Below are 16,444 nucleotides of genomic sequence, written 5' to 3' on the forward strand. Positions count from 1 at the left end.
TTAATGCTCGCGTGCGTGGTTGATGGTGTAACGCGGGATCTCAACGACCAGATCTTCGTCGGTGACGCGCGCCTGACAGCTCAGGCGGCTGTCCGGTTCCAGTCCCCAGGCTTTATCCAGCATATCGTCTTCATCTTCGGTACTTTCCGCCAGCGAGTCAAAGCCTTCACGCACGATGCAGTGGCAGGTGGTGCAGGCACAGGATTTTTCGCAGGCGTGTTCAATCTCGATGCCGCTACGCAGCGCCGCATCCAGAATAGTTTCACCAGTCTCAGCTTCCACAACGATGCCATCCGGACACAGGTCCTGGTGGGGCAGAAATACAATTTTTGGCATTTTAAACCTCGTCCACGGATTGGCCTTTCAGCGCGATACGGACCGACTGATCCATACGGCGGGCGGCGAATTCCTGGGTTTGTGTGTCGATATTTTTAATCGCTTCTTTAATGGCGTCGGCGTCGTCGCCTGCCGCCGCGGCGCGTACCTGCTCCGCAGCAGCATCGATAGCCTGACGCTCCGCGGCGCTTAACAGCGCGGCGTCGGCGGCCAGCGCGCTTGTCAGGCTCTCCAGGACGCGGGCGGCTTCCACTTTCTGTTCAGCCAGCATGCGCGCCTGGACATCCTGTTCGGCATAGCTCATCGAATCTTTAATCATGGTGGCGATTTCGCCATCGGTCAGACCGTAAGACGGTTTCACCTGGATAGAGGCTTCCACGCCGGTCGATTTTTCCATCGCCGTGACGCTCAGCAGACCGTCGGCATCGACCTGGAAGGTGACGCGAATATGCGCCCCGCCCGCTGGCAGCGCCGGGATCCCGCGCAGCGCAAAACGCGCCAGCGAGCGGCAATCCTGCACCAGCTCACGCTCGCCCTGCATCACATGAATGGACATCGCCGTCTGACCATCTTTGAAGGTGGTAAACTCCTGCGCGCGGGCCACCGGAATGGTGGTATTACGCGGGATCACTTTCTCCACCAGGCCACCCATGGTCTCCAGCCCTAACGACAGCGGGATAACGTCGAGCAGCAGCAGTTCGCTGTCCGGCTTGTTGCCGACCAGAATATCCGCCTGAATCGCCGCGCCGATGGCGACGACTTTGTCCGGGTCGATGGAGGTCAGCGGGGTGCGGCCAAAGAATTCGCCAACGCGTTCGCGCACCAGCGGCACGCGAGTGGAACCGCCGACCATCACCACTTCCAGCACCTCTTGCGCCTCAACGCCGGCGTCTTTCAGCGCGCGACGGCAGGCCAGTAAAGTGCGTTTTACCAGCGGGGCAATCAGATCGTTAAACTGGCTGCGGGTGATATCGCCCTGCCAGCCGCCGACCTCGACGTGCGCTGCCTCGGCATCGCTGAGGGCGATTTTCGCCGCGATGGCGGCATCCAGCAGCTCACGCTGCAGGCGGTTATCGCTGCGGTCGCTGAAGCCCGCCTGCTCGCGCAGATAGTCGGCCAGCAGATGGTCGAAATCATCGCCGCCGAGCGCCGAGTCACCGCCGGTCGCCAGCACTTCAAACACCCCGCGGCTTAAGCGCAGAATGGAAATATCAAAGGTGCCGCCGCCGAGATCGTAGACCGCAATTACCCCTTCCTGACCGGAATCGAGGCCGTAGGCGATAGCCGCCGCGGTCGGCTCATTGAGCAGGCGCAGCACGTGCAGCCCCGCCAGACGCGCCGCGTCTTTGGTCCCCTGACGCTGAGCGTCGTCGAAATAAGCGGGAACGGTGATCACCACGCCGTCGAGTTCACCAGCCAGCGCTTCGGTTGCCCGGGCAGCCAGCGCTTTCAGGATGTCGGCGGAGACGCGAATCGGGTTCAGCAGGCCGCCGGCGGTCTGGATCATCGGCAGGCCGTTTTCACTGGCCTGCAGCTGATACGGCAGATGCGGGTAGCGGTTTTGAATATCGGCGAGGGAGCGCCCCATCATTCGCTTCACCGAGCTGATGGTATTGGCAGGATCCTGGGCGGCGTTAAGCCGGGCATCATAGCCGACGGTCAGCCCCGAAGCGTGGTAGTTCACCACCGACGGCAGCAGATAGCGGCCTTGATGGTCGGGCAAGGTTTCGGCCTGGCCGCTACGCACGGTAGCCACCAGAGAATTGGTGGTGCCCAGGTCGATACCGGCCGCCAGACGACGCTGGTGCGGCGCGGCGCTCAGGCCGGGCTCACTAATTTGTAATAAGGCCATAATTGCTTCCGAAAATTAAAAATCGAGCAGTTTTTCTTCGAGTTCTTCAGCACTGCTGCGCAGTTTATCAAGAAAACGGAGCTTACGTACCGTATCCGCCGCCGCCTCCCAGCTCTCATTATGCAATTGGTCAACCATCAGTTGATGGCGGGTATCAAACAGCGCTTTCACTCGTTTGATAAAGGCTTCCAGCCGCGCATCGTCTTTCGCCTTACCGATCTCGTCGAGCTCTTCGCGTAGCTCCAGCTGTTCCATCAGGAATGCGGTATCGCGAACGGTATGCTGCTCGCTGGCCAGATCGAAGCCATGAAGCGAGAGGAGGTATTCCGCCCGGGTCAACGGATGGCGCAGCGTCTGCCAGGCCTGGTTTATGGTCGCGGAATGCTGAACCGCCGCAAGCTGTTCCGCAGCAGGCGCGCTGGCAAATTTATCCGGATGGTACTGGCGCTGCAGATCCTGATACCGGACAGCCAGTTGTTCAAGCGAGAGGGTATAGCTGGCTGGTAACCCGAAGAGGGTGAAATAGTCCATAGTAACCTCAGGGTCATGCATCTAAATGAAAACCCCACGCGCGGCGTAACCGCGGTGGGGTTGGGGATGACCGATTATACGTTAAAGCTTTCGCCGCAGCCGCACTCGTCTTTGACGTTAGGGTTGGTGAACTTGAACCCTTCGTTGAGACCTTCTTTGACGAAGTCCAGCTGAGTGCCGTCGAGGAATTGCAGACTTTTGCCGTCGATCACGACCTTCACGCCTTTGTCTTCAAACACGGTGTCTTCTGCCGCCGGCTCGTCAACAAACTCCAGTACATAGGCCATACCCGAGCAGCCGGAGGTTCTCACGCCCAGGCGCAGGCCAAACCCTTTACCGCGGTTCGCCAGAAAGGCATTGACTCGCGCTGCAGCACTGTCGCTAAGAGTAATCGACATAACAAAACCTCAACTAATTATTTTGCTTCACGTTTGCTTTTGTAATCCGCAATCGCGGCTTTAATCGCGTCTTCCGCCAGAATAGAGCAGTGAATTTTCACCGGCGGCAGTTCCAGTTCATCGGCGATATCGGTGTTCTTGATCGCCTGCGCTTCGTCCAGGGATTTGCCCTTCACCCACTCGGTGACCAGGGAGCTGGAAGCGATGGCGGAACCGCAGCCGTAGGTTTTGAAGCGCGCGTCTTCAATGATACCTTCATTGTTGACTTTAATCTGCAACTTCATCACGTCGCCGCAGGCCGGCGCGCCGACCATACCGCTGCCGACGTTCTCGTCGCTGTTGTCAAAAGAGCCGACGTTGCGCGGATTCTCGTAATGATCGATAACTTTTTCGCTGTATGCCATGTTGAATTCTCCTTATCGGTGCCGAATTAGTGATGTGACCATTCAATACTGTTCAAATCCACGCCCTGCTTAAACATTTCCCACAGCGGAGAAAGATCGCGCAGACGGCCGATGGAGTTACGAACCAGTTTGATGGTGTAGTCAATCTCTTCTTCGGTAGTGAAACGACCTAAAGAGAAACGAATAGAGCTGTGCGCCAGTTCATCAGTCATGCCTAACGCGCGCAGCACGTAGGATGGCTCAAGGCTCGCGGAAGTACAGGCTGAACCGGAGGAAACCGCCAGGTCTTTCAGCGCCATAATCAGCGACTCACCTTCAACGTAGTTGAAGCTGACGTTAAGAATGTTCGGCGCGCCCTGCTCGAGGTCGCCGTTGAGATAAACTTCTTCCATATCCTTCACGCCGTTCCACAGACGGTTGCGCAGCGTGCGCAGACGCGCCATTTCGCTTTCCATCTCTTCTTTGGCGATACGGTAAGCTTCACCCATGCCGACGATCTGGTGAACAGGCAAAGTACCAGAACGCATACCGCGCTCGTGGCCACCGCCGTGCATCTGCGCTTCGATACGGATACGCGGTTTACGGCGAACGTACAGCGCGCCAATGCCTTTCGGACCATAGATTTTATGGCCGGAGAAGGACATCAGGTCCACCTTCAGCTGGCTCAGATCGATAGGCAGCTTGCCCACGCTCTGGGTGGCGTCTACGTGGTAAATGATACCGCGGGCGCGACACATCTCGCCGATGGTAGCGATATCCTGCACCACGCCGATTTCGTTATTCACATGCATGATGGAAACCAGGATGGTGTCGTCACGCATCGCCGCTTCCAGCTCTTTGAGATCGATAATCCCGTTGCGCTGCGGCGCCAGGTAGGTCACCTCGAAGCCTTCACGCTCCAGCTGACGGCAGGTATCCAGAACCGCTTTATGCTCGGTTTTGCTGGTGATGATGTGCTTGCCTTTTTTCTGATAAAAGTTGGCTGCACCCTTGATCGCCAGGTTGTCGGATTCAGTCGCACCAGAGGTAAAGACGATTTCGCGCGGGTCGGCACCGACCAGCTCGGCAATCTGATTGCGGGCGATATCAACCGCCTCTTCAGCCTGCCAGCCAAAACGGTGGGAACGGGAGGCCGGGTTACCAAAGGTCCCGTCCATGGTCAGGAACTGCATCATTTTCTCGGCAACACGCGGGTCCACCGGCGTGGTTGCGGAGTAATCGAGATAAATCGGTAATTTCATTGCTCTTAAACTCCGTACATCACTCAATGCAAGGAATCAGGCAACCGGCTTGATGTACGACCGAGTACACGGAATGCTGGCGCATCCCGGCCTGATTCTGAAAGCTCTTTATAATCGTTGTCCCGACCGTTTCGTGCTGCCTCGCCCTGTCAGCCGCAGTCCGAAACGGGACGGGTCACTCAGGCGCGCAGCTTAACGTTGATCGCGTCCTGGGTGCGCGCATTGCGCTGGGTTTCGTGCTGATGCTGACGGCCGGACACATCAAGGATCTCCTGGTTATTCACCAGTTCACCCAGGGTGATATTGTTCAGGAAGCCGGTCAGGCGTTCGCTCAAATCGCGCCACAGCGCGTGAGTCAGGCACTTATCGCCGCCCTGACAGCCGCCTTTGCCCTGGCAACGGGTCGCGTCAACGGATTCGTCTACCGCGCTGATCACTTCGCCGACGGCGATGCTGCTGGCATCTTTACCTAACAGATAACCACCGCCTGGACCACGAACGCTGGAAACCAGGCCATTTTTACGCAGGCGAGAGAACAGCTGTTCCAGATAGGAAAGCGAAATTCCCTGACGCTCTGAAATATCTGCCAACGGCACCGGGCCCGTTTCAGAGTTGAGCGCAACGTCAAGCATCGCGGTCACGGCATAACGCCCTTTAGATGTCAGTCTCATGTCTTACTTAACCTCAAACTCGCCCCTGGCCGGGCTTTTTATTAATATGGGTATTGCATAGCAGGGCCAAGTCTGACATTCCCGAGTAATTTGGTCAACTATTTACTTGACTGTTTTAGTCAGGTATTTGGCTTTCCGTGCCGTTATTAATTTCGAGCCGCTCCCGGGGTCGGCCAAAGGCCTCGCCCGGGCTACAACAGAGATGTAGATTCGTAGGCCGGATAAGCGAAGCGCCATCCGGCGTTAACGCGCTTACTTACCTTTATTCTGCTGCTCAATAGACGCCAGCATGCCGCGCAGAATGTTCAGCTCCTGGCTTTCCGGACGCGCGCGGGTGAACAGCCGACGCAGCTTGTTCATCACCTGCCCCGGATGATTCGGGCGGATGAAGCCCGTCGCCAGCAGCGTCTGCTCAAGATGGCCGTAGAAACGCTCCAGATCGTCCACCAGCGGGTACGGTGCCTCTTCATGGTCAACCGCAGGCTGCGCCTGCTCCTGCGTCGCCAGCCAGGCCATCCGCACTTCATAAGCGATAACCTGCACCGCCATCGCCAGGTTCAACGAGCTGTACTCCGGGTTCGCGGCGATCGCCACGTGGTAGTGGCACTTCTGCAGCTCTTCGTTGGTCAGGCCAACGCGTTCGCGGCCAAAGACCAGCGCCACCGGCGCATGCTGCCCCTCGGCGACGCTTTTCAGGCCGCATTCGCGCGGATCGAGCATTGGCCACGGCAGTGTGCGGGAGCGCGCGCTGGTACCCACCACCAGGCTGCAGCCCGCCAGGGCTTCATCAAGGGTATCGACGATCTGCGCGTTGCCGATCACATCGCTGGCGCCCGCGGCCAGGGCTATCGCCTGTGAATCGGGTTTGACCAGTGGGTTGACCAGCCACAGGTTAGTTAAGCCCATGGTTTTCATCGCGCGGGCTACAGAGCCCATATTGCCGGTGTGGGAGGTTTCTACCAGTACGATTCGTATATTTTGCAGCATTATGGTTCTTCGGCTAAAGATTATTCGGGCATGCTACCATAAAACGGAGACATAAGCAGATTTCGCTGTTATTATATGCGCCGTTTTTTCCCGTTCTTTAACATCCAGTGAGAGAGACCGATGCATCCGATGCTGAACATCGCCGTGCGCGCCGCGCGCAAGGCGGGTAATTTAATTGCCAAGCACTACGAAACGCCAGACACCGTAGAAACCAGCCAGAAAGGCAGCAATGATTTTGTGACCAACGTCGATAAAGCCGCTGAAGCGATTATTATCGAAACCATTCGCAAATCTTACCCGCAGCACACCATTATCACCGAAGAAAGCGGTGAACACGCTGGTGAAGAGCAGGATGTTCAATGGGTTATCGATCCACTGGATGGCACCACCAACTTCGTTAAACGTCTGCCCCACTTCTCTGTTTCCATCGCCGTACGCATCAAAGGTCGTACTGAAGTCGCGGTGGTTTACGATCCGATGCGTAACGAACTGTTTACCGCGACCCGCGGCCAGGGCGCGCAGCTGAACGGCTACCGTCTGCGCGGCAGCAACGCTCGCGACCTCGACGGCACCATCATCGCGACCGGCTTCCCGTTCAAAGCGAAGCAGCACGCCACCACTTACATGAATATTCTCGGCAACATGTTTACCGAATGTGCCGACTTCCGTCGCACCGGCTCTGCCGCGCTGGATCTGGCCTATGTAGCCGCCGGCCGCGTTGACGGTTACTTTGAGATCGCCCTGAAGCCTTGGGATTTCGCCGCAGGCGAGCTGATCGCCCGTGAAGCTGGCGCGATTGTCTGCGACTTCACCGGTGGCCATAACTACCTGCTGACGGGCAACATCGTTGCCGGTAACCCGCGCGTGGTGAAAGCGATGCTGGCGAATATGCGTGAGCAGCTGAGCGATGCGCTGAAGCGTTAATCTCTTACAGATGTCAAAAAGGAAGCCGCGGCTTCCTTTTTTTATGTCATTTTATCATGTTGAGGATCTGGCGAATCACCGCATTGCCGCCGATGCACAGTACCGTCAGGCCGCTAAACAAGGCCAGCGGCCCGCGCCAGCGCAGGCAGCCCTGCGGTCCCAGCCAGCGCCGGAAACACAACGCTATTCCTACTGTCGCCAGGCGGGCTAACAGCACGCCGACCATCGCCGGAACCAGCAGCAGCCATCCCCACAGCGGCAACTCGAACTGCTGCGCACTGAGTAAAATCCATACCAGCTGAAACGGCAGATAAAAGCTCAGGGCAAAGATCAGCGGAATGCGAATATTGCTTGCCGGTGCGGAAACGCCTTGAAAGTCTCGCCAGCTATCGCGCAGCAGTATCCCAGCCAGCACCAGCGTGGCCAGATAGCAGACGTCGTTAAAGATGCCCACGAACTGCATCAGCCGATAGCTGGTCAGCTTCCCCATGAAAGCAAAACGCCAGAAAATGATCACCAGGAAACCGAACTGCAATACCCAGCTGCGCAGGATCCAATCGACCATCTCCCGTGGCGAAGGCTGATTATGCACAGCCCAGGCAACAATGGGCAGTTTACTGTGCCCGGGGTGGCAAAAAGCCATGACGAAACCCGACAGCGTTAAGGTGGCGTAGGCCACCAGCGGGATATCCCCGATACGCGACACCCCGAATCCCATGACATACGACATGGCGTGGTAGACGCGCACCAGATCTGACGGCCACCAGCTGGCCAGCGCCGGAAACCAGTAGACGATCGCCAGGCCTGCCAGCAGCCCGGCGGCACCGGCGCAGCCATAATAAAACCGCCCGCTCGGTGCGGAAGAAACGATATTTGCGGCCATAGCGACTCCTTGTCATCCGCCGAAAAGCGGAAAACTAGAGCATCGCTTCGCCAGCGGCAAGCACAGGCGCCCACTTTCGGATTTGCGCCCGGCGTCTGACTAAAACGGGCGGATCCCACCGCCGGCCGGGACTGCGGTGAACCACATCACTCCTGCCGCCGCCAGCAAAATCACGCCGCCGGCCAGCGCCAGCGTCAGCCAGCCCACCTGACGCCACAGCGGCGGCGCCTGATGCTGACCCAACTTCACCGCCAGCTGGCGAAAACTGTGCACCAGCAGCGCCAGCGCCGTGATGGTCAACGAGGTTCCCGCCGCCATCGCCAGCGCCGCCGCCATTCCCCAACTGAACACCCCGATCACCTTGCTGAACAGCAGCACCATGATCGCTCCCGAGCAGGGGCGCATGCCCATCGACAGGACGATCGCGGCGCGTGCCCGCCAGTCGTCGCCGCTCTGAAGCTGATCCGGCGCCGGGAGATGCTGATGCCCGCAGCCGCAATGCTCGTGATGAACATGATGTGGGGTAAAAGCGGTAAACGTTGGCCGGCTCAGCAGCAGACGCAGCTTTTTTAACGCCCGCCAGCACAGCAGCAAGCCTAATGCGCCCACCAGCAGATAGCTGCCCTTCTCCAGCCAGAAACTGCTGAGATGCAGCTGGCGCGCCGGCAGCTGCAGCAGCGCCAGCACCACGACCACCAGCGCGATGGCCACCAGCCCCTGTAATAAAGAGGCGGCCAGCGTCAGGTTAATGCTTGATTTCAGCTTCGAGGGATGGGTGGCGAGCCAGGTAGTAATGACAATTTTGCCATGGCCGGGCCCTAAGGCATGCACTACACCATAAACGAAACTGAACCCGAGCAGCGACAGGCCCGCCGCTGCCGGGTTCTCCGCCACCGCCTGCAGCAGGCGGCTGAGTTCCAGATTCAACGAGCGCTGCCAGACCGCGCTCTGCATCAGCACCTGCGGCCACACCCGCCATAGCCAAATGCCGCCGATGATGCTCACAGCCAGCAACAGCGCCAGCGGCCACAGCGCTTTCCAGCGCGAGGATCGCGCGCGGGGGGTGAAAATTACTGACATGTCAGGGTCACCTTCTGGGCAAAATAGCTGCCCAGCGCCATATCCTCCGGCGGCGCATCCGCTTTATCCAGCGACTGAGCGTACGAGAGCATTTTGTCGTTCGGTTTTGGCGTCATCACCGTTGCCTTACAGGCGGCCCGCAGCGCGGCGGGCAGGGAAAAATCGCTATCCTTGTCATAAAACATGTCGACGTAGTAGGTCGGGTCGAAGGTGGAAAAGGTAAACGTCTGCCCGGCAACGGGTTGCGGCGTCGCCAGCGGCAGCGTAAAGGTCAGTACCGCCTGCAGTCCGTCACGCTCGAGGCCATAGCCGTCGGGACGATTTTCAAATTTCACCCGCTGGCCGTTGTGCCACAGCTCGCTGAAATAGTGCTGGCCGAGTACGTTGGCCATCACCTCCGCCGCCAGCTTTTTCCATACTTCGCTGCCCGGTTTGGCGTTACCGGCGTCATAGAGCAGATCCGATGAGGTAATTTCATCCATGGTCCAGCGCATTTTAAACCCGCTCAGCAGACCGTCTTTAACCACCGGCTCGCTCTGCAAACTAATGAAGCTATGCGGATGCGCGGCGGCTGAAAATGATAAAACCATGAAAAACGCCGCGCTGGTGCATTGTTTCACTCTGTTCATCTGTTCCTCACGTGAAAAATTCTGTGAACTTCACCAGCAATCCTGAGCTAAAGCGGGCGTTTCGCCCTGCCCCCGCCTCTGCCATTGTCTATTCTTAGCGAAAACCCTAACTGGAACTTACCAGATGATGACCGTCATTGAACCACCATCTGCGCTTTCCAGTCCACAGCGCCGTAGCCAGGTGCTCCTGATGTTTTATCTGCCCGGACAGTCGGTGACGACTGAACGGCTTGGCAGGATCAACCTCGTTGATGAGACCACGGCCCGGCAGGATATTGAGGAGACCGGACGCGAAATTCAGCGTTACCACCGTTTGACCCTCCGGTCAGAGGTGGACGGCAGCTATCGGATTGAAGGCGCCGCGCTCGACCAACGTTTATGTCTGCTGCATGCGCTGCGGCGGGGGCTACGCCTCTGCCCGCAGTTCGTCAATCATCATTTTACCCCGGCCCTGAAAACGCAGCTTAAACAGGAAGGCATTGCCCGTACCTTATACGATGATACCAATCTGCAGGCGCTGGTGAACCGCTGCGCGCGGGCGCTCAATCGCCAGTTTGACTGCCGCGACGTGCAGTTTCTGCGCTTATATCTGCAGTACTGTCTGCTTGAGCATCACCGGGGATACTCTCCGGACTTCAATGATGAACAGCAGCGTTGGGCCCAGACCGCCGCCGAGTTTACCCTGGCGCAGGAGATTGTCCGCCACTGGCAGCGCCGGGTCGGCGCTCCGCCGCATGTTGGAGAGCCCTTCTTCCTCTCGCTACTGTTTATGTTGCTCAAAACCCCCGACCCGGTCCGCGACGGTCACCCGCACGATCGCCGCCTGCGACTGGCTATCTCCGGCCTGATCCATCGCTTCCAGGTCCTCGCCGGCAGGGCTTTCAGTGATGAGCAGGGGCTCAGCGATCAACTCTATATTCATTTATCGCAGGCGTTGATCCGCAGCGTGTTTGCCATCGGCATCGACAGCACGCTCACGGAGGAAGTGAGCCGGCTCTATCCTCGCTTACTGCGTACCACCCAGGCGGCATTGAGCGAATTCGAGGAGGCCTGGCACATCCGTTTTAATGAGGAAGAGACCGGCTTAATCGCGGTGATCTTTGGCGCCTGGCTGATGCAGAAAAGCGACCTGCACGAAAAACAGGTGCTGTTGCTAACCGATGACAACCCGGCTATAGAAGAGGCTCTGGAACAGCAGCTGCGCGAACTCACGCTGCTGCCGCTGAATATCAAATACCAGAGCGTAGAGCGCTTTCAGAAGGAAGGTGCGCCCAAAGGGGTGACGCTTATCGTCACCCCTTATGCGACGGCGCTACCGCTGTTTTCGCCGCCGCTGATCCACGCGGAGAACTGCTTCACTGAACGCCAGCAGCAGCATATCTGCGCGATGCTTGAGGACTAGGTCGCCACCGCTTTTGGCCGGATAATCAGCGCCGGGATCGTCAGCAGGGCCATTACCCAGAACACGCCCTGGTGCAGGTGCTGATAGAGGAAACCGGCGAAGACGGTCATGATGGCAATACTCCCGCCCATCGCCACCGCAGAATAGACGGCCTGCAGGCGGATCACTTCGCTGCCCTGACGGGCCGCGATATAGCGCATCGCCGCCAAGTGACACACCGTGAAGGTGCCACAGTGAAGGATCTGCGCAAGGAGGAGTCCCGGCAGCGCCGTGGTCCAGCCCATCAGTCCCCAGCGAATCAGCCCGCAGACGGCGGAGAGCAGCAGCAGGTCGCGTGCGCTGAAGCGGCGGAACACCTTTTTACTCAACGCGAAGATCACCACTTCCGCCACCACGCCTAACGACCACAGATAACCGACCGCCGAGGCAGAATAGCCGGCCTGCTGCCAGTAGATGGCGCTAAAGCCGTAGTAGGCGGCGTGCGCCCCCTGTAGCAAACAGACGCAGGCGAGAAAGCGCCAGCTCTGGCGTACCAGCGTCAGCCAGGCCGTCAGTCCTGCTCCCTGCTGCTGGCGCGACTCCCCGTGGGGCATCACCGACGGCTTAAGCAGCATACCCAGCAGCATCGAGGCGACACCCAGGCTTAACATCAGCAGGATCGCCCGGTAGTCAAACAGACTGACCAGCTTGCCGGTCAGCGCCGAACCGATGACAAAGGCAATGGAGCCCCATAGCCGCACCCGGCCATAGTCCATGGTGATCTGCTTTTGCCAGGTATTGGCCAGGGCATCCGTCAGCGGCACCAGCGGCGAAAAGAACAGGTTGAAGCCGATAATGACCGCCAGCAGCCATGCCACGTGACTGCCGACCCAGAAGGCCAGCGCGAAAAGTAAGGTTAACAGGGCCAGCACGCGCAACGCGGCAATGAGCCGGGAGGGATCGCTGACCCGCGGGGCAATCAGCAGGCTCCCAAGAAAACGAGCCACCAGGCCAGCGCCAAGCAACAGGCCGATGGTTTCCGGAGTCAGCCCGTTTCCGGCCAGCCAGACGCTCCAGAAGGGCAGAAAAATACCGTAGCTAAAAAAGTAGGTGAAATAACTGAGCGCCAGCCAGCGCGTGGAGTGCAAGACCATGATTTCCTCCCGAATGGTGGCGACAGTCTGGCGACAAACCCCATCTTGAGTAAACCGGTGTCTCACTCTCTATATGGAAGTTGAGTACATTTGTCTTTAAATCGTGACACACATCACAGAGCGAGCACCATCCCATCGCCGGTTGTATTAAATAAAATCCGATAACCGGGCATCAAAGTGCGAGCAACCCCGCAGCCAAATCCTGATGAAACGAAGCGCAACATTATTATTTTCTCTCCATGGCGGCGGGCAAATTTGTGTATTACGTTTAGATCACACTTCTCTCATAACGAGCTGATTATGAACACACTCCGCTATTTTGATTTTGGCGCTTCCCGCTCCTTGCTGCTGCTCATCGCCCGCATCGCCGTGGTGGTCCTGTTTATCCTTTTTGGTTATCCGAAACTGTTAGGCTTTGGCGGTACGGTGCAGTACATGGCCGCCTCCGGCGCGCCGATGCCGACGCTGGCGGCGATTATCGCTGTGATAATGGAGGTCCCTGCGGCGATCTTAATTGTGTTGGGCTTTTTCACCCGCCCGCTGGCGGTCATCTTTATTTTTTATACGCTGGGTACGGCGGTGATTGGCCATCATTACTGGGATATGACCGGCGATGCGGTATTGCCGAACATGATTAATTTCTGGAAAAACGTCAGTATTGCCGGCGCTTTTCTGCTGCTGGCGATTACCGGCCCCGGCGCGATTTCGCTCGACCGCCGCTAATCGGCAGACACAAAAAAGGCCGCAATCGCGGCCTTTTTTATTGCAACGTTAACGCTTACGCATAAACCGGGAAGCGGGCGCAGATATCCAGCACTTTGCCTTTCACACGTTCAATGACCGCTTCGTCATTGATATTGTCCAGCACGTCACACATCCAGCCAGCCAGCTCTTTGACTTCCGCTTCTTTAAAGCCGCGGCGAGTCACAGCCGGAGAACCGATACGGATACCGGAAGTCACGAACGGGCTCTTCGGATCGTTCGGCACGCTGTTTTTGTTCACGGTGATGTTGGCGCGGCCCAGGGCGGCGTCAGCTTCTTTACCGGTCAGGTTTTTATCCACCAGATCCAGCAGGAACAGGTGGTTCTCAGTCCCGCCAGAAACCACTTTGTAGCCGCGGTTCAGGAACACTTCCACCATCGCTTTGGCGTTTTTCGCAACCTGCTGCTGGTAAACTTTAAACTCTGGCTCCATCGCTTCTTTCAGCGCCACCGCTTTCGCCGCGATAACGTGCATCAGCGGGCCGCCCTGCGCGCTTGGGAACACGGCAGAGTTCAGTTTTTTGTACAGCTCTTCGCTACCGCCTTTCGCCAGAATCAGGCCGCCGCGCGGACCCGCCAGGGTTTTGTGGGTGGTGGTGGTCACAACGTGAGCATGCGGAACCGGGTTCGGATACACACCCGCGGCAATCAGGCCTGCCACGTGCGCCATATCGACGAACAGGTAAGCGCCGATGCTGTCGGCGATTTCACGCATTTTCGCCCAGTCAACGATACCGGAGTAAGCGGAGAAACCACCGATGATCATCTTCGGTTTGTGTTCCTGAGCCTGCTTCGCCATGTCGTCATAGTCAATTTTACCGGACTCATCAATACCGTAAGGGATGATGTTGTACAGTTTGCCGGAGAAGTTCACCGGAGAGCCGTGAGTCAGGTGGCCGCCCTGCGCCAGGTTCATACCGAGCACGGTATCGCCCGGCTGCAGCAGCGCGGTGTAGACCGCAAAGTTAGCCTGAGAGCCGGAGTGCGGCTGGACGTTAGCATAGTCAGCGCCGAACAGTTCTTTCGCGCGGTCGATAGCCAGTTGCTCAACCACGTCGACATATTCACAGCCGCCGTAGTAACGCTTGCCCGGATACCCTTCAGCATATTTGTTGGTCAGCTGAGAGCCCTGCGCCTGCATGACGCGCGGACTGGTGTAGTTTTCGGAGGCGATCAGTTCGATGTGCTCTTCCTGACGTACTTTTTCCTGCTCCATAGCCTGCCACAGTTCGGCATCATAATCGGCAATGTTCATTTCACGCTTTAACATCCGCATCTCCTGACTCAGCTAACAATAAAATTTCGGCCTAAAAAGGCGGTCCGATTGGACAACGGCCCACAGTATAACCTAATCATTCTGTGATAACAGGTCTTGACAAAGGATTTTACGCAAACGATTGGCTCCGCATGACACAAGGCTTTGAGCAATAACGTCTCTCTCATTATCAACGGATTTCTTTTCAGGTTTGTGATGCAAATTCTTCATGTTGTAACGGCATCGGGGTTAAGTGTTAAAGAACCATTTACATAGCAGGGTTATTTCTATAAGATGCATTTAAAATGCATCAATAAGATAACACACAAGGAAGCACGCTATGCTCGACGCTCAAACCATCGCCACGGTCAAAGCCACCATCCCCCTGCTGGTAGAGACCGGCCCAAAGCTCACCGCCCATTTCTACGATCGTATGTTCGCGCATAATCCGGAGCTCAAAGAGATCTTCAACATGAGCAACCAGCGCAACGGCGATCAGCGCGAAGCGTTATTCAACGCCATTGCCGCCTACGCCAGCAATATCGATAACCTGCCCGCCCTGCTGCCGGCGGTGGAAAAAATCGCCCAGAAACACACCAGCTTCCAGATCAAACCGGAGCAGTACAACATCGTTGGCAGCCATCTGCTGGCGACCCTCGATGAAATGTTCAGCCCGGGTCAGGACGTGCTTGATGCCTGGGGAAAAGCTTACGGCGTGCTGGCGAACGTCTTTATCGGCCGCGAAGCAGAAATTTATCAGCAAAACGCCAGTAAAACCGGCGGCTGGGAAGGGACCCGCGCGTTCCGCATCGTGAAGAAAACCCCGCGCAGCCAGCTCATCACCAGCTTTGAGTTGGCTCCAGTCGACGGTCAGCCGGTCGCCGATTACCAGCCGGGGCAGTACCTGGCCATCTGGCTGAAACCGGAAGGCTTCGACTATCAGGAAATTCGTCAATACTCTTTAACCCGCAAAGCAGACGGCAAAGGCTACCGCATCGCGGTAAAACGTGAGGACGGCGGTCAGGTTTCCAGCTGGCTGCATAACAATGCCAGCGAAGGCGATGTGGTCTATTTAGCCGCCCCGGCGGGAGACTTCTTCCTTAACGTTGAACCACAGACGCCGGTCACCCTGCTCTCCGGGGGCGTCGGGCAAACGCCGATGCTGGCGATGCTGGATGCGCTGGCGAAGAGCGGTCATCAGGGTCAGGTGAACTGGTTCCATGCGGCGGAAAATGGCGACGTTCACGCCTTTGCCGATGAAGTGAGTGCGCTTGGCGCGGCGCTGCCGGCGTTTACCTCGCACGTGTGGTATCGCAACCCGAGCGAAGCCGACCGTCAGACTGGACGTTTTGATAGCGAAGGTTTGATGGATTTAGCGGCAGTGGCGGACAATATTCGCGCCCCGCAGATGCAGTTCTATCTCTGCGGCCCGGTAGCGTTTATGCAGTTTGCAGCGAAGCAGCTGGTAGAATTAGGGGTTAATAAAGACAACATTCATTACGAATGTTTCGGCCCGCATAAGGTCCTGTAAGCCCCGACGACGCGGGGATTTGGAGGCCGGGTAAGCGCAGCGTCACCCGGCAATACTGCAGCGAGCGGCGAGGATTAAATCGCCGCGTCGTCTTCTTCACCAGTACGGATACGAATGACCCGCGCGACGTCGAAGACAAAGATCTTGCCGTCGCCAATCTTGCCGGTCTGCGCCGTACGGATGATGGTATCCACACAGGTATCGACGATATCGTCGGTCACCACGATTTCAATTTTTACTTTTGGCAGAAAATCCACCATGTACTCCGCGCCGCGGTACAGCTCGGTATGACCTTTCTGGCGGCCAAAGCCCTTCACTTCCGTCACCGTCATCCCGGTGATGCCGACTTCGGCCAGCGCTTCACGCACGTCATCCAGTTTGAAAGGTTTAATAATCGCATCAATCTTTTTCATGGTGTTCCTGTC

At 57.5% G+C, this 16,444-nt stretch carries 18 protein-coding genes; 4 read left to right on the top strand and 14 right to left on the bottom strand.

Going from position 1 to position 16,444, the window contains the following annotated elements; all coding sequences use genetic code 11:
- The 8 genes from fdx to trmJ all read right to left on the bottom strand — a co-directional run bounded on the left by fdx (position 1) and on the right by trmJ (position 6,420).
- The gene (gene fdx / locus FHW76_RS04645; protein ID WP_004201872.1) at positions 1 to 336 is read right to left on the bottom strand and encodes an ISC system 2Fe-2S type ferredoxin; all 336 of its coding nucleotides are present in this window, start codon (positions 334 to 336) and stop codon (positions 1 to 3) included.
- 1 nt (position 337) lies between these two features.
- A complete protein-coding gene (gene hscA / locus FHW76_RS04650; RefSeq protein ID WP_032733428.1) occupies positions 338 to 2,188 on the bottom strand; it encodes a Fe-S protein assembly chaperone HscA in 1,851 nt (616 codons plus the stop codon).
- Between the two features lie 15 nt (positions 2,189 to 2,203).
- Positions 2,204 to 2,719, bottom strand: coding sequence for a co-chaperone HscB (hscB, locus tag FHW76_RS04655; RefSeq protein ID WP_008803792.1), 516 nt, complete (start codon positions 2,717 to 2,719; stop codon positions 2,204 to 2,206).
- Positions 2,720 to 2,793: 74 nt separating this feature from the next.
- Positions 2,794 to 3,117 carry an iron-sulfur cluster assembly protein IscA gene (iscA, locus tag FHW76_RS04660; protein ID WP_002913979.1) on the bottom strand — a complete coding sequence of 108 codons (324 nt, stop codon included), beginning with the start codon at positions 3,115 to 3,117 and terminating at the stop codon, positions 2,794 to 2,796.
- Between the two features lie 17 nt (positions 3,118 to 3,134).
- On the bottom strand, positions 3,135 to 3,521 hold the full coding sequence (gene iscU, locus FHW76_RS04665) for a Fe-S cluster assembly scaffold IscU (protein ID WP_002913991.1): 387 nt from the start codon (positions 3,519 to 3,521) through the stop codon (positions 3,135 to 3,137).
- Positions 3,522 to 3,547: 26 nt separating this feature from the next.
- Positions 3,548 to 4,762 carry a cysteine desulfurase gene (iscS, locus tag FHW76_RS04670; RefSeq protein ID WP_008803791.1) on the bottom strand — a complete coding sequence of 405 codons (1,215 nt, stop codon included), beginning with the start codon at positions 4,760 to 4,762 and terminating at the stop codon, positions 3,548 to 3,550.
- Between the two features lie 179 nt (positions 4,763 to 4,941).
- The gene (gene iscR, locus FHW76_RS04675) at positions 4,942 to 5,433 is read right to left on the bottom strand and encodes a Fe-S cluster assembly transcriptional regulator IscR (RefSeq protein ID WP_008803790.1); all 492 of its coding nucleotides are present in this window, start codon (positions 5,431 to 5,433) and stop codon (positions 4,942 to 4,944) included.
- 252 nt (positions 5,434 to 5,685) lie between these two features.
- Positions 5,686 to 6,420, bottom strand: coding sequence for a tRNA (cytosine(32)/uridine(32)-2'-O)-methyltransferase TrmJ (gene trmJ, locus FHW76_RS04680; RefSeq protein ID WP_008803789.1), 735 nt, complete (start codon positions 6,418 to 6,420; stop codon positions 5,686 to 5,688).
- A 120-nt stretch (positions 6,421 to 6,540) separates the two neighbouring features.
- Here trmJ and suhB point away from each other — a divergent pair, with 120 nt between their 5' ends.
- Positions 6,541 to 7,344 carry an inositol-1-monophosphatase gene (suhB, locus tag FHW76_RS04685; protein ID WP_008803788.1) on the top strand — a complete coding sequence of 268 codons (804 nt, stop codon included), beginning with the start codon at positions 6,541 to 6,543 and terminating at the stop codon, positions 7,342 to 7,344.
- A gap of 46 nt (positions 7,345 to 7,390) precedes the next feature.
- Here the strand turns inward: suhB and FHW76_RS04690 are convergent, their stop codons facing one another.
- The 3 genes from FHW76_RS04690 to FHW76_RS04700 all read right to left on the bottom strand — a co-directional run bounded on the left by FHW76_RS04690 (position 7,391) and on the right by FHW76_RS04700 (position 9,936).
- Positions 7,391 to 8,227 carry a hypothetical protein gene (locus FHW76_RS04690; RefSeq protein ID WP_022064874.1) on the bottom strand — a complete coding sequence of 279 codons (837 nt, stop codon included), beginning with the start codon at positions 8,225 to 8,227 and terminating at the stop codon, positions 7,391 to 7,393.
- A gap of 99 nt (positions 8,228 to 8,326) precedes the next feature.
- Positions 8,327 to 9,307: a nickel/cobalt transporter gene (locus FHW76_RS04695; RefSeq protein ID WP_023298076.1), complete on the bottom strand. Its 981-nt coding sequence runs from the start codon at positions 9,305 to 9,307 to the stop codon at positions 8,327 to 8,329.
- Positions 9,298 to 9,936 (bottom strand): DUF1007 family protein, encoded by a 639-nt coding sequence (locus tag FHW76_RS04700; protein ID WP_012967437.1) that lies wholly within the window; start codon positions 9,934 to 9,936, stop codon positions 9,298 to 9,300. Before FHW76_RS04700 ends, FHW76_RS04695 begins: the two co-directional genes overlap by 10 nt.
- Positions 9,937 to 10,060: 124 nt before the next feature.
- Between FHW76_RS04700 and csiE the strand changes: the two genes are divergently transcribed.
- The gene (csiE, locus tag FHW76_RS04705) at positions 10,061 to 11,338 is read left to right on the top strand and encodes a stationary phase inducible protein CsiE (RefSeq protein WP_008803784.1); all 1,278 of its coding nucleotides are present in this window, start codon (positions 10,061 to 10,063) and stop codon (positions 11,336 to 11,338) included.
- Here the strand turns inward: csiE and FHW76_RS04710 are convergent.
- Complete coding sequence (locus FHW76_RS04710; protein WP_012540861.1) at positions 11,335 to 12,471, bottom strand: 3-phenylpropionate MFS transporter; 1,137 nt, start codon at positions 12,469 to 12,471, stop codon at positions 11,335 to 11,337. The genes csiE and FHW76_RS04710 overlap by 4 nt on opposite strands.
- Positions 12,472 to 12,771: 300 nt before the next feature.
- Between FHW76_RS04710 and FHW76_RS04715 the strand changes: the two genes are divergently transcribed.
- On the top strand, positions 12,772 to 13,194 hold the full coding sequence (locus FHW76_RS04715; RefSeq protein WP_012540860.1) for a DoxX family protein: 423 nt from the start codon (positions 12,772 to 12,774) through the stop codon (positions 13,192 to 13,194).
- A gap of 55 nt (positions 13,195 to 13,249) precedes the next feature.
- Here FHW76_RS04715 and glyA read toward each other — a convergent pair whose 3' ends face one another.
- Positions 13,250 to 14,503 carry a serine hydroxymethyltransferase gene (gene glyA / locus FHW76_RS04720; protein ID WP_008803781.1) on the bottom strand — a complete coding sequence of 418 codons (1,254 nt, stop codon included), beginning with the start codon at positions 14,501 to 14,503 and terminating at the stop codon, positions 13,250 to 13,252.
- 325 nt (positions 14,504 to 14,828) lie between these two features.
- Between glyA and hmpA the strand changes: the two genes are divergently transcribed.
- Positions 14,829 to 16,019 (top strand): NO-inducible flavohemoprotein, encoded by a 1,191-nt coding sequence (gene hmpA, locus FHW76_RS04725; RefSeq protein ID WP_183476295.1) that lies wholly within the window; start codon positions 14,829 to 14,831, stop codon positions 16,017 to 16,019.
- A 74-nt stretch (positions 16,020 to 16,093) separates the two neighbouring features.
- Here the strand turns inward: hmpA and glnB are convergent, their stop codons facing one another.
- Positions 16,094 to 16,432 carry a nitrogen regulatory protein P-II gene (glnB, locus tag FHW76_RS04730; protein WP_002914032.1) on the bottom strand — a complete coding sequence of 113 codons (339 nt, stop codon included), beginning with the start codon at positions 16,430 to 16,432 and terminating at the stop codon, positions 16,094 to 16,096.
- Positions 16,433 to 16,444 lie beyond the last annotated feature (12 nt).

Source organism: Klebsiella sp. RC2 (genome assembly GCF_014192815.1).
Lineage (GTDB): Bacteria > Pseudomonadota > Gammaproteobacteria > Enterobacterales > Enterobacteriaceae > Klebsiella > Klebsiella variicola.

Coding starts and splice junctions, on each gene's coding strand:
- fdx (WP_004201872.1), bottom strand. CDS start 336: ATGCCAAAAATTGTATTTCTGCCCCACCAGGACCTGTGTCCGGATGGC.
- hscA (WP_032733428.1), bottom strand. CDS start 2,188: ATGGCCTTATTACAAATTAGTGAGCCCGGCCTGAGCGCCGCGCCGCAC.
- hscB (WP_008803792.1), bottom strand. CDS start 2,719: ATGGACTATTTCACCCTCTTCGGGTTACCAGCCAGCTATACCCTCTCG.
- iscA (WP_002913979.1), bottom strand. CDS start 3,117: ATGTCGATTACTCTTAGCGACAGTGCTGCAGCGCGAGTCAATGCCTTT.
- iscU (WP_002913991.1), bottom strand. CDS start 3,521: ATGGCATACAGCGAAAAAGTTATCGATCATTACGAGAATCCGCGCAAC.
- iscS (WP_008803791.1), bottom strand. CDS start 4,762: ATGAAATTACCGATTTATCTCGATTACTCCGCAACCACGCCGGTGGAC.
- iscR (WP_008803790.1), bottom strand. CDS start 5,433: ATGAGACTGACATCTAAAGGGCGTTATGCCGTGACCGCGATGCTTGAC.
- trmJ (WP_008803789.1), bottom strand. CDS start 6,420: ATGCTGCAAAATATACGAATCGTACTGGTAGAAACCTCCCACACCGGC.
- suhB (WP_008803788.1), top strand. CDS start 6,541: ATGCATCCGATGCTGAACATCGCCGTGCGCGCCGCGCGCAAGGCGGGT.
- FHW76_RS04690 (WP_022064874.1), bottom strand. CDS start 8,227: ATGGCCGCAAATATCGTTTCTTCCGCACCGAGCGGGCGGTTTTATTAT.
- FHW76_RS04695 (WP_023298076.1), bottom strand. CDS start 9,307: ATGTCAGTAATTTTCACCCCCCGCGCGCGATCCTCGCGCTGGAAAGCG.
- FHW76_RS04700 (WP_012967437.1), bottom strand. CDS start 9,936: ATGAACAGAGTGAAACAATGCACCAGCGCGGCGTTTTTCATGGTTTTA.
- csiE (WP_008803784.1), top strand. CDS start 10,061: ATGATGACCGTCATTGAACCACCATCTGCGCTTTCCAGTCCACAGCGC.
- FHW76_RS04710 (WP_012540861.1), bottom strand. CDS start 12,471: ATGGTCTTGCACTCCACGCGCTGGCTGGCGCTCAGTTATTTCACCTAC.
- FHW76_RS04715 (WP_012540860.1), top strand. CDS start 12,772: ATGAACACACTCCGCTATTTTGATTTTGGCGCTTCCCGCTCCTTGCTG.
- glyA (WP_008803781.1), bottom strand. CDS start 14,503: ATGTTAAAGCGTGAAATGAACATTGCCGATTATGATGCCGAACTGTGG.
- hmpA (WP_183476295.1), top strand. CDS start 14,829: ATGCTCGACGCTCAAACCATCGCCACGGTCAAAGCCACCATCCCCCTG.
- glnB (WP_002914032.1), bottom strand. CDS start 16,432: ATGAAAAAGATTGATGCGATTATTAAACCTTTCAAACTGGATGACGTG.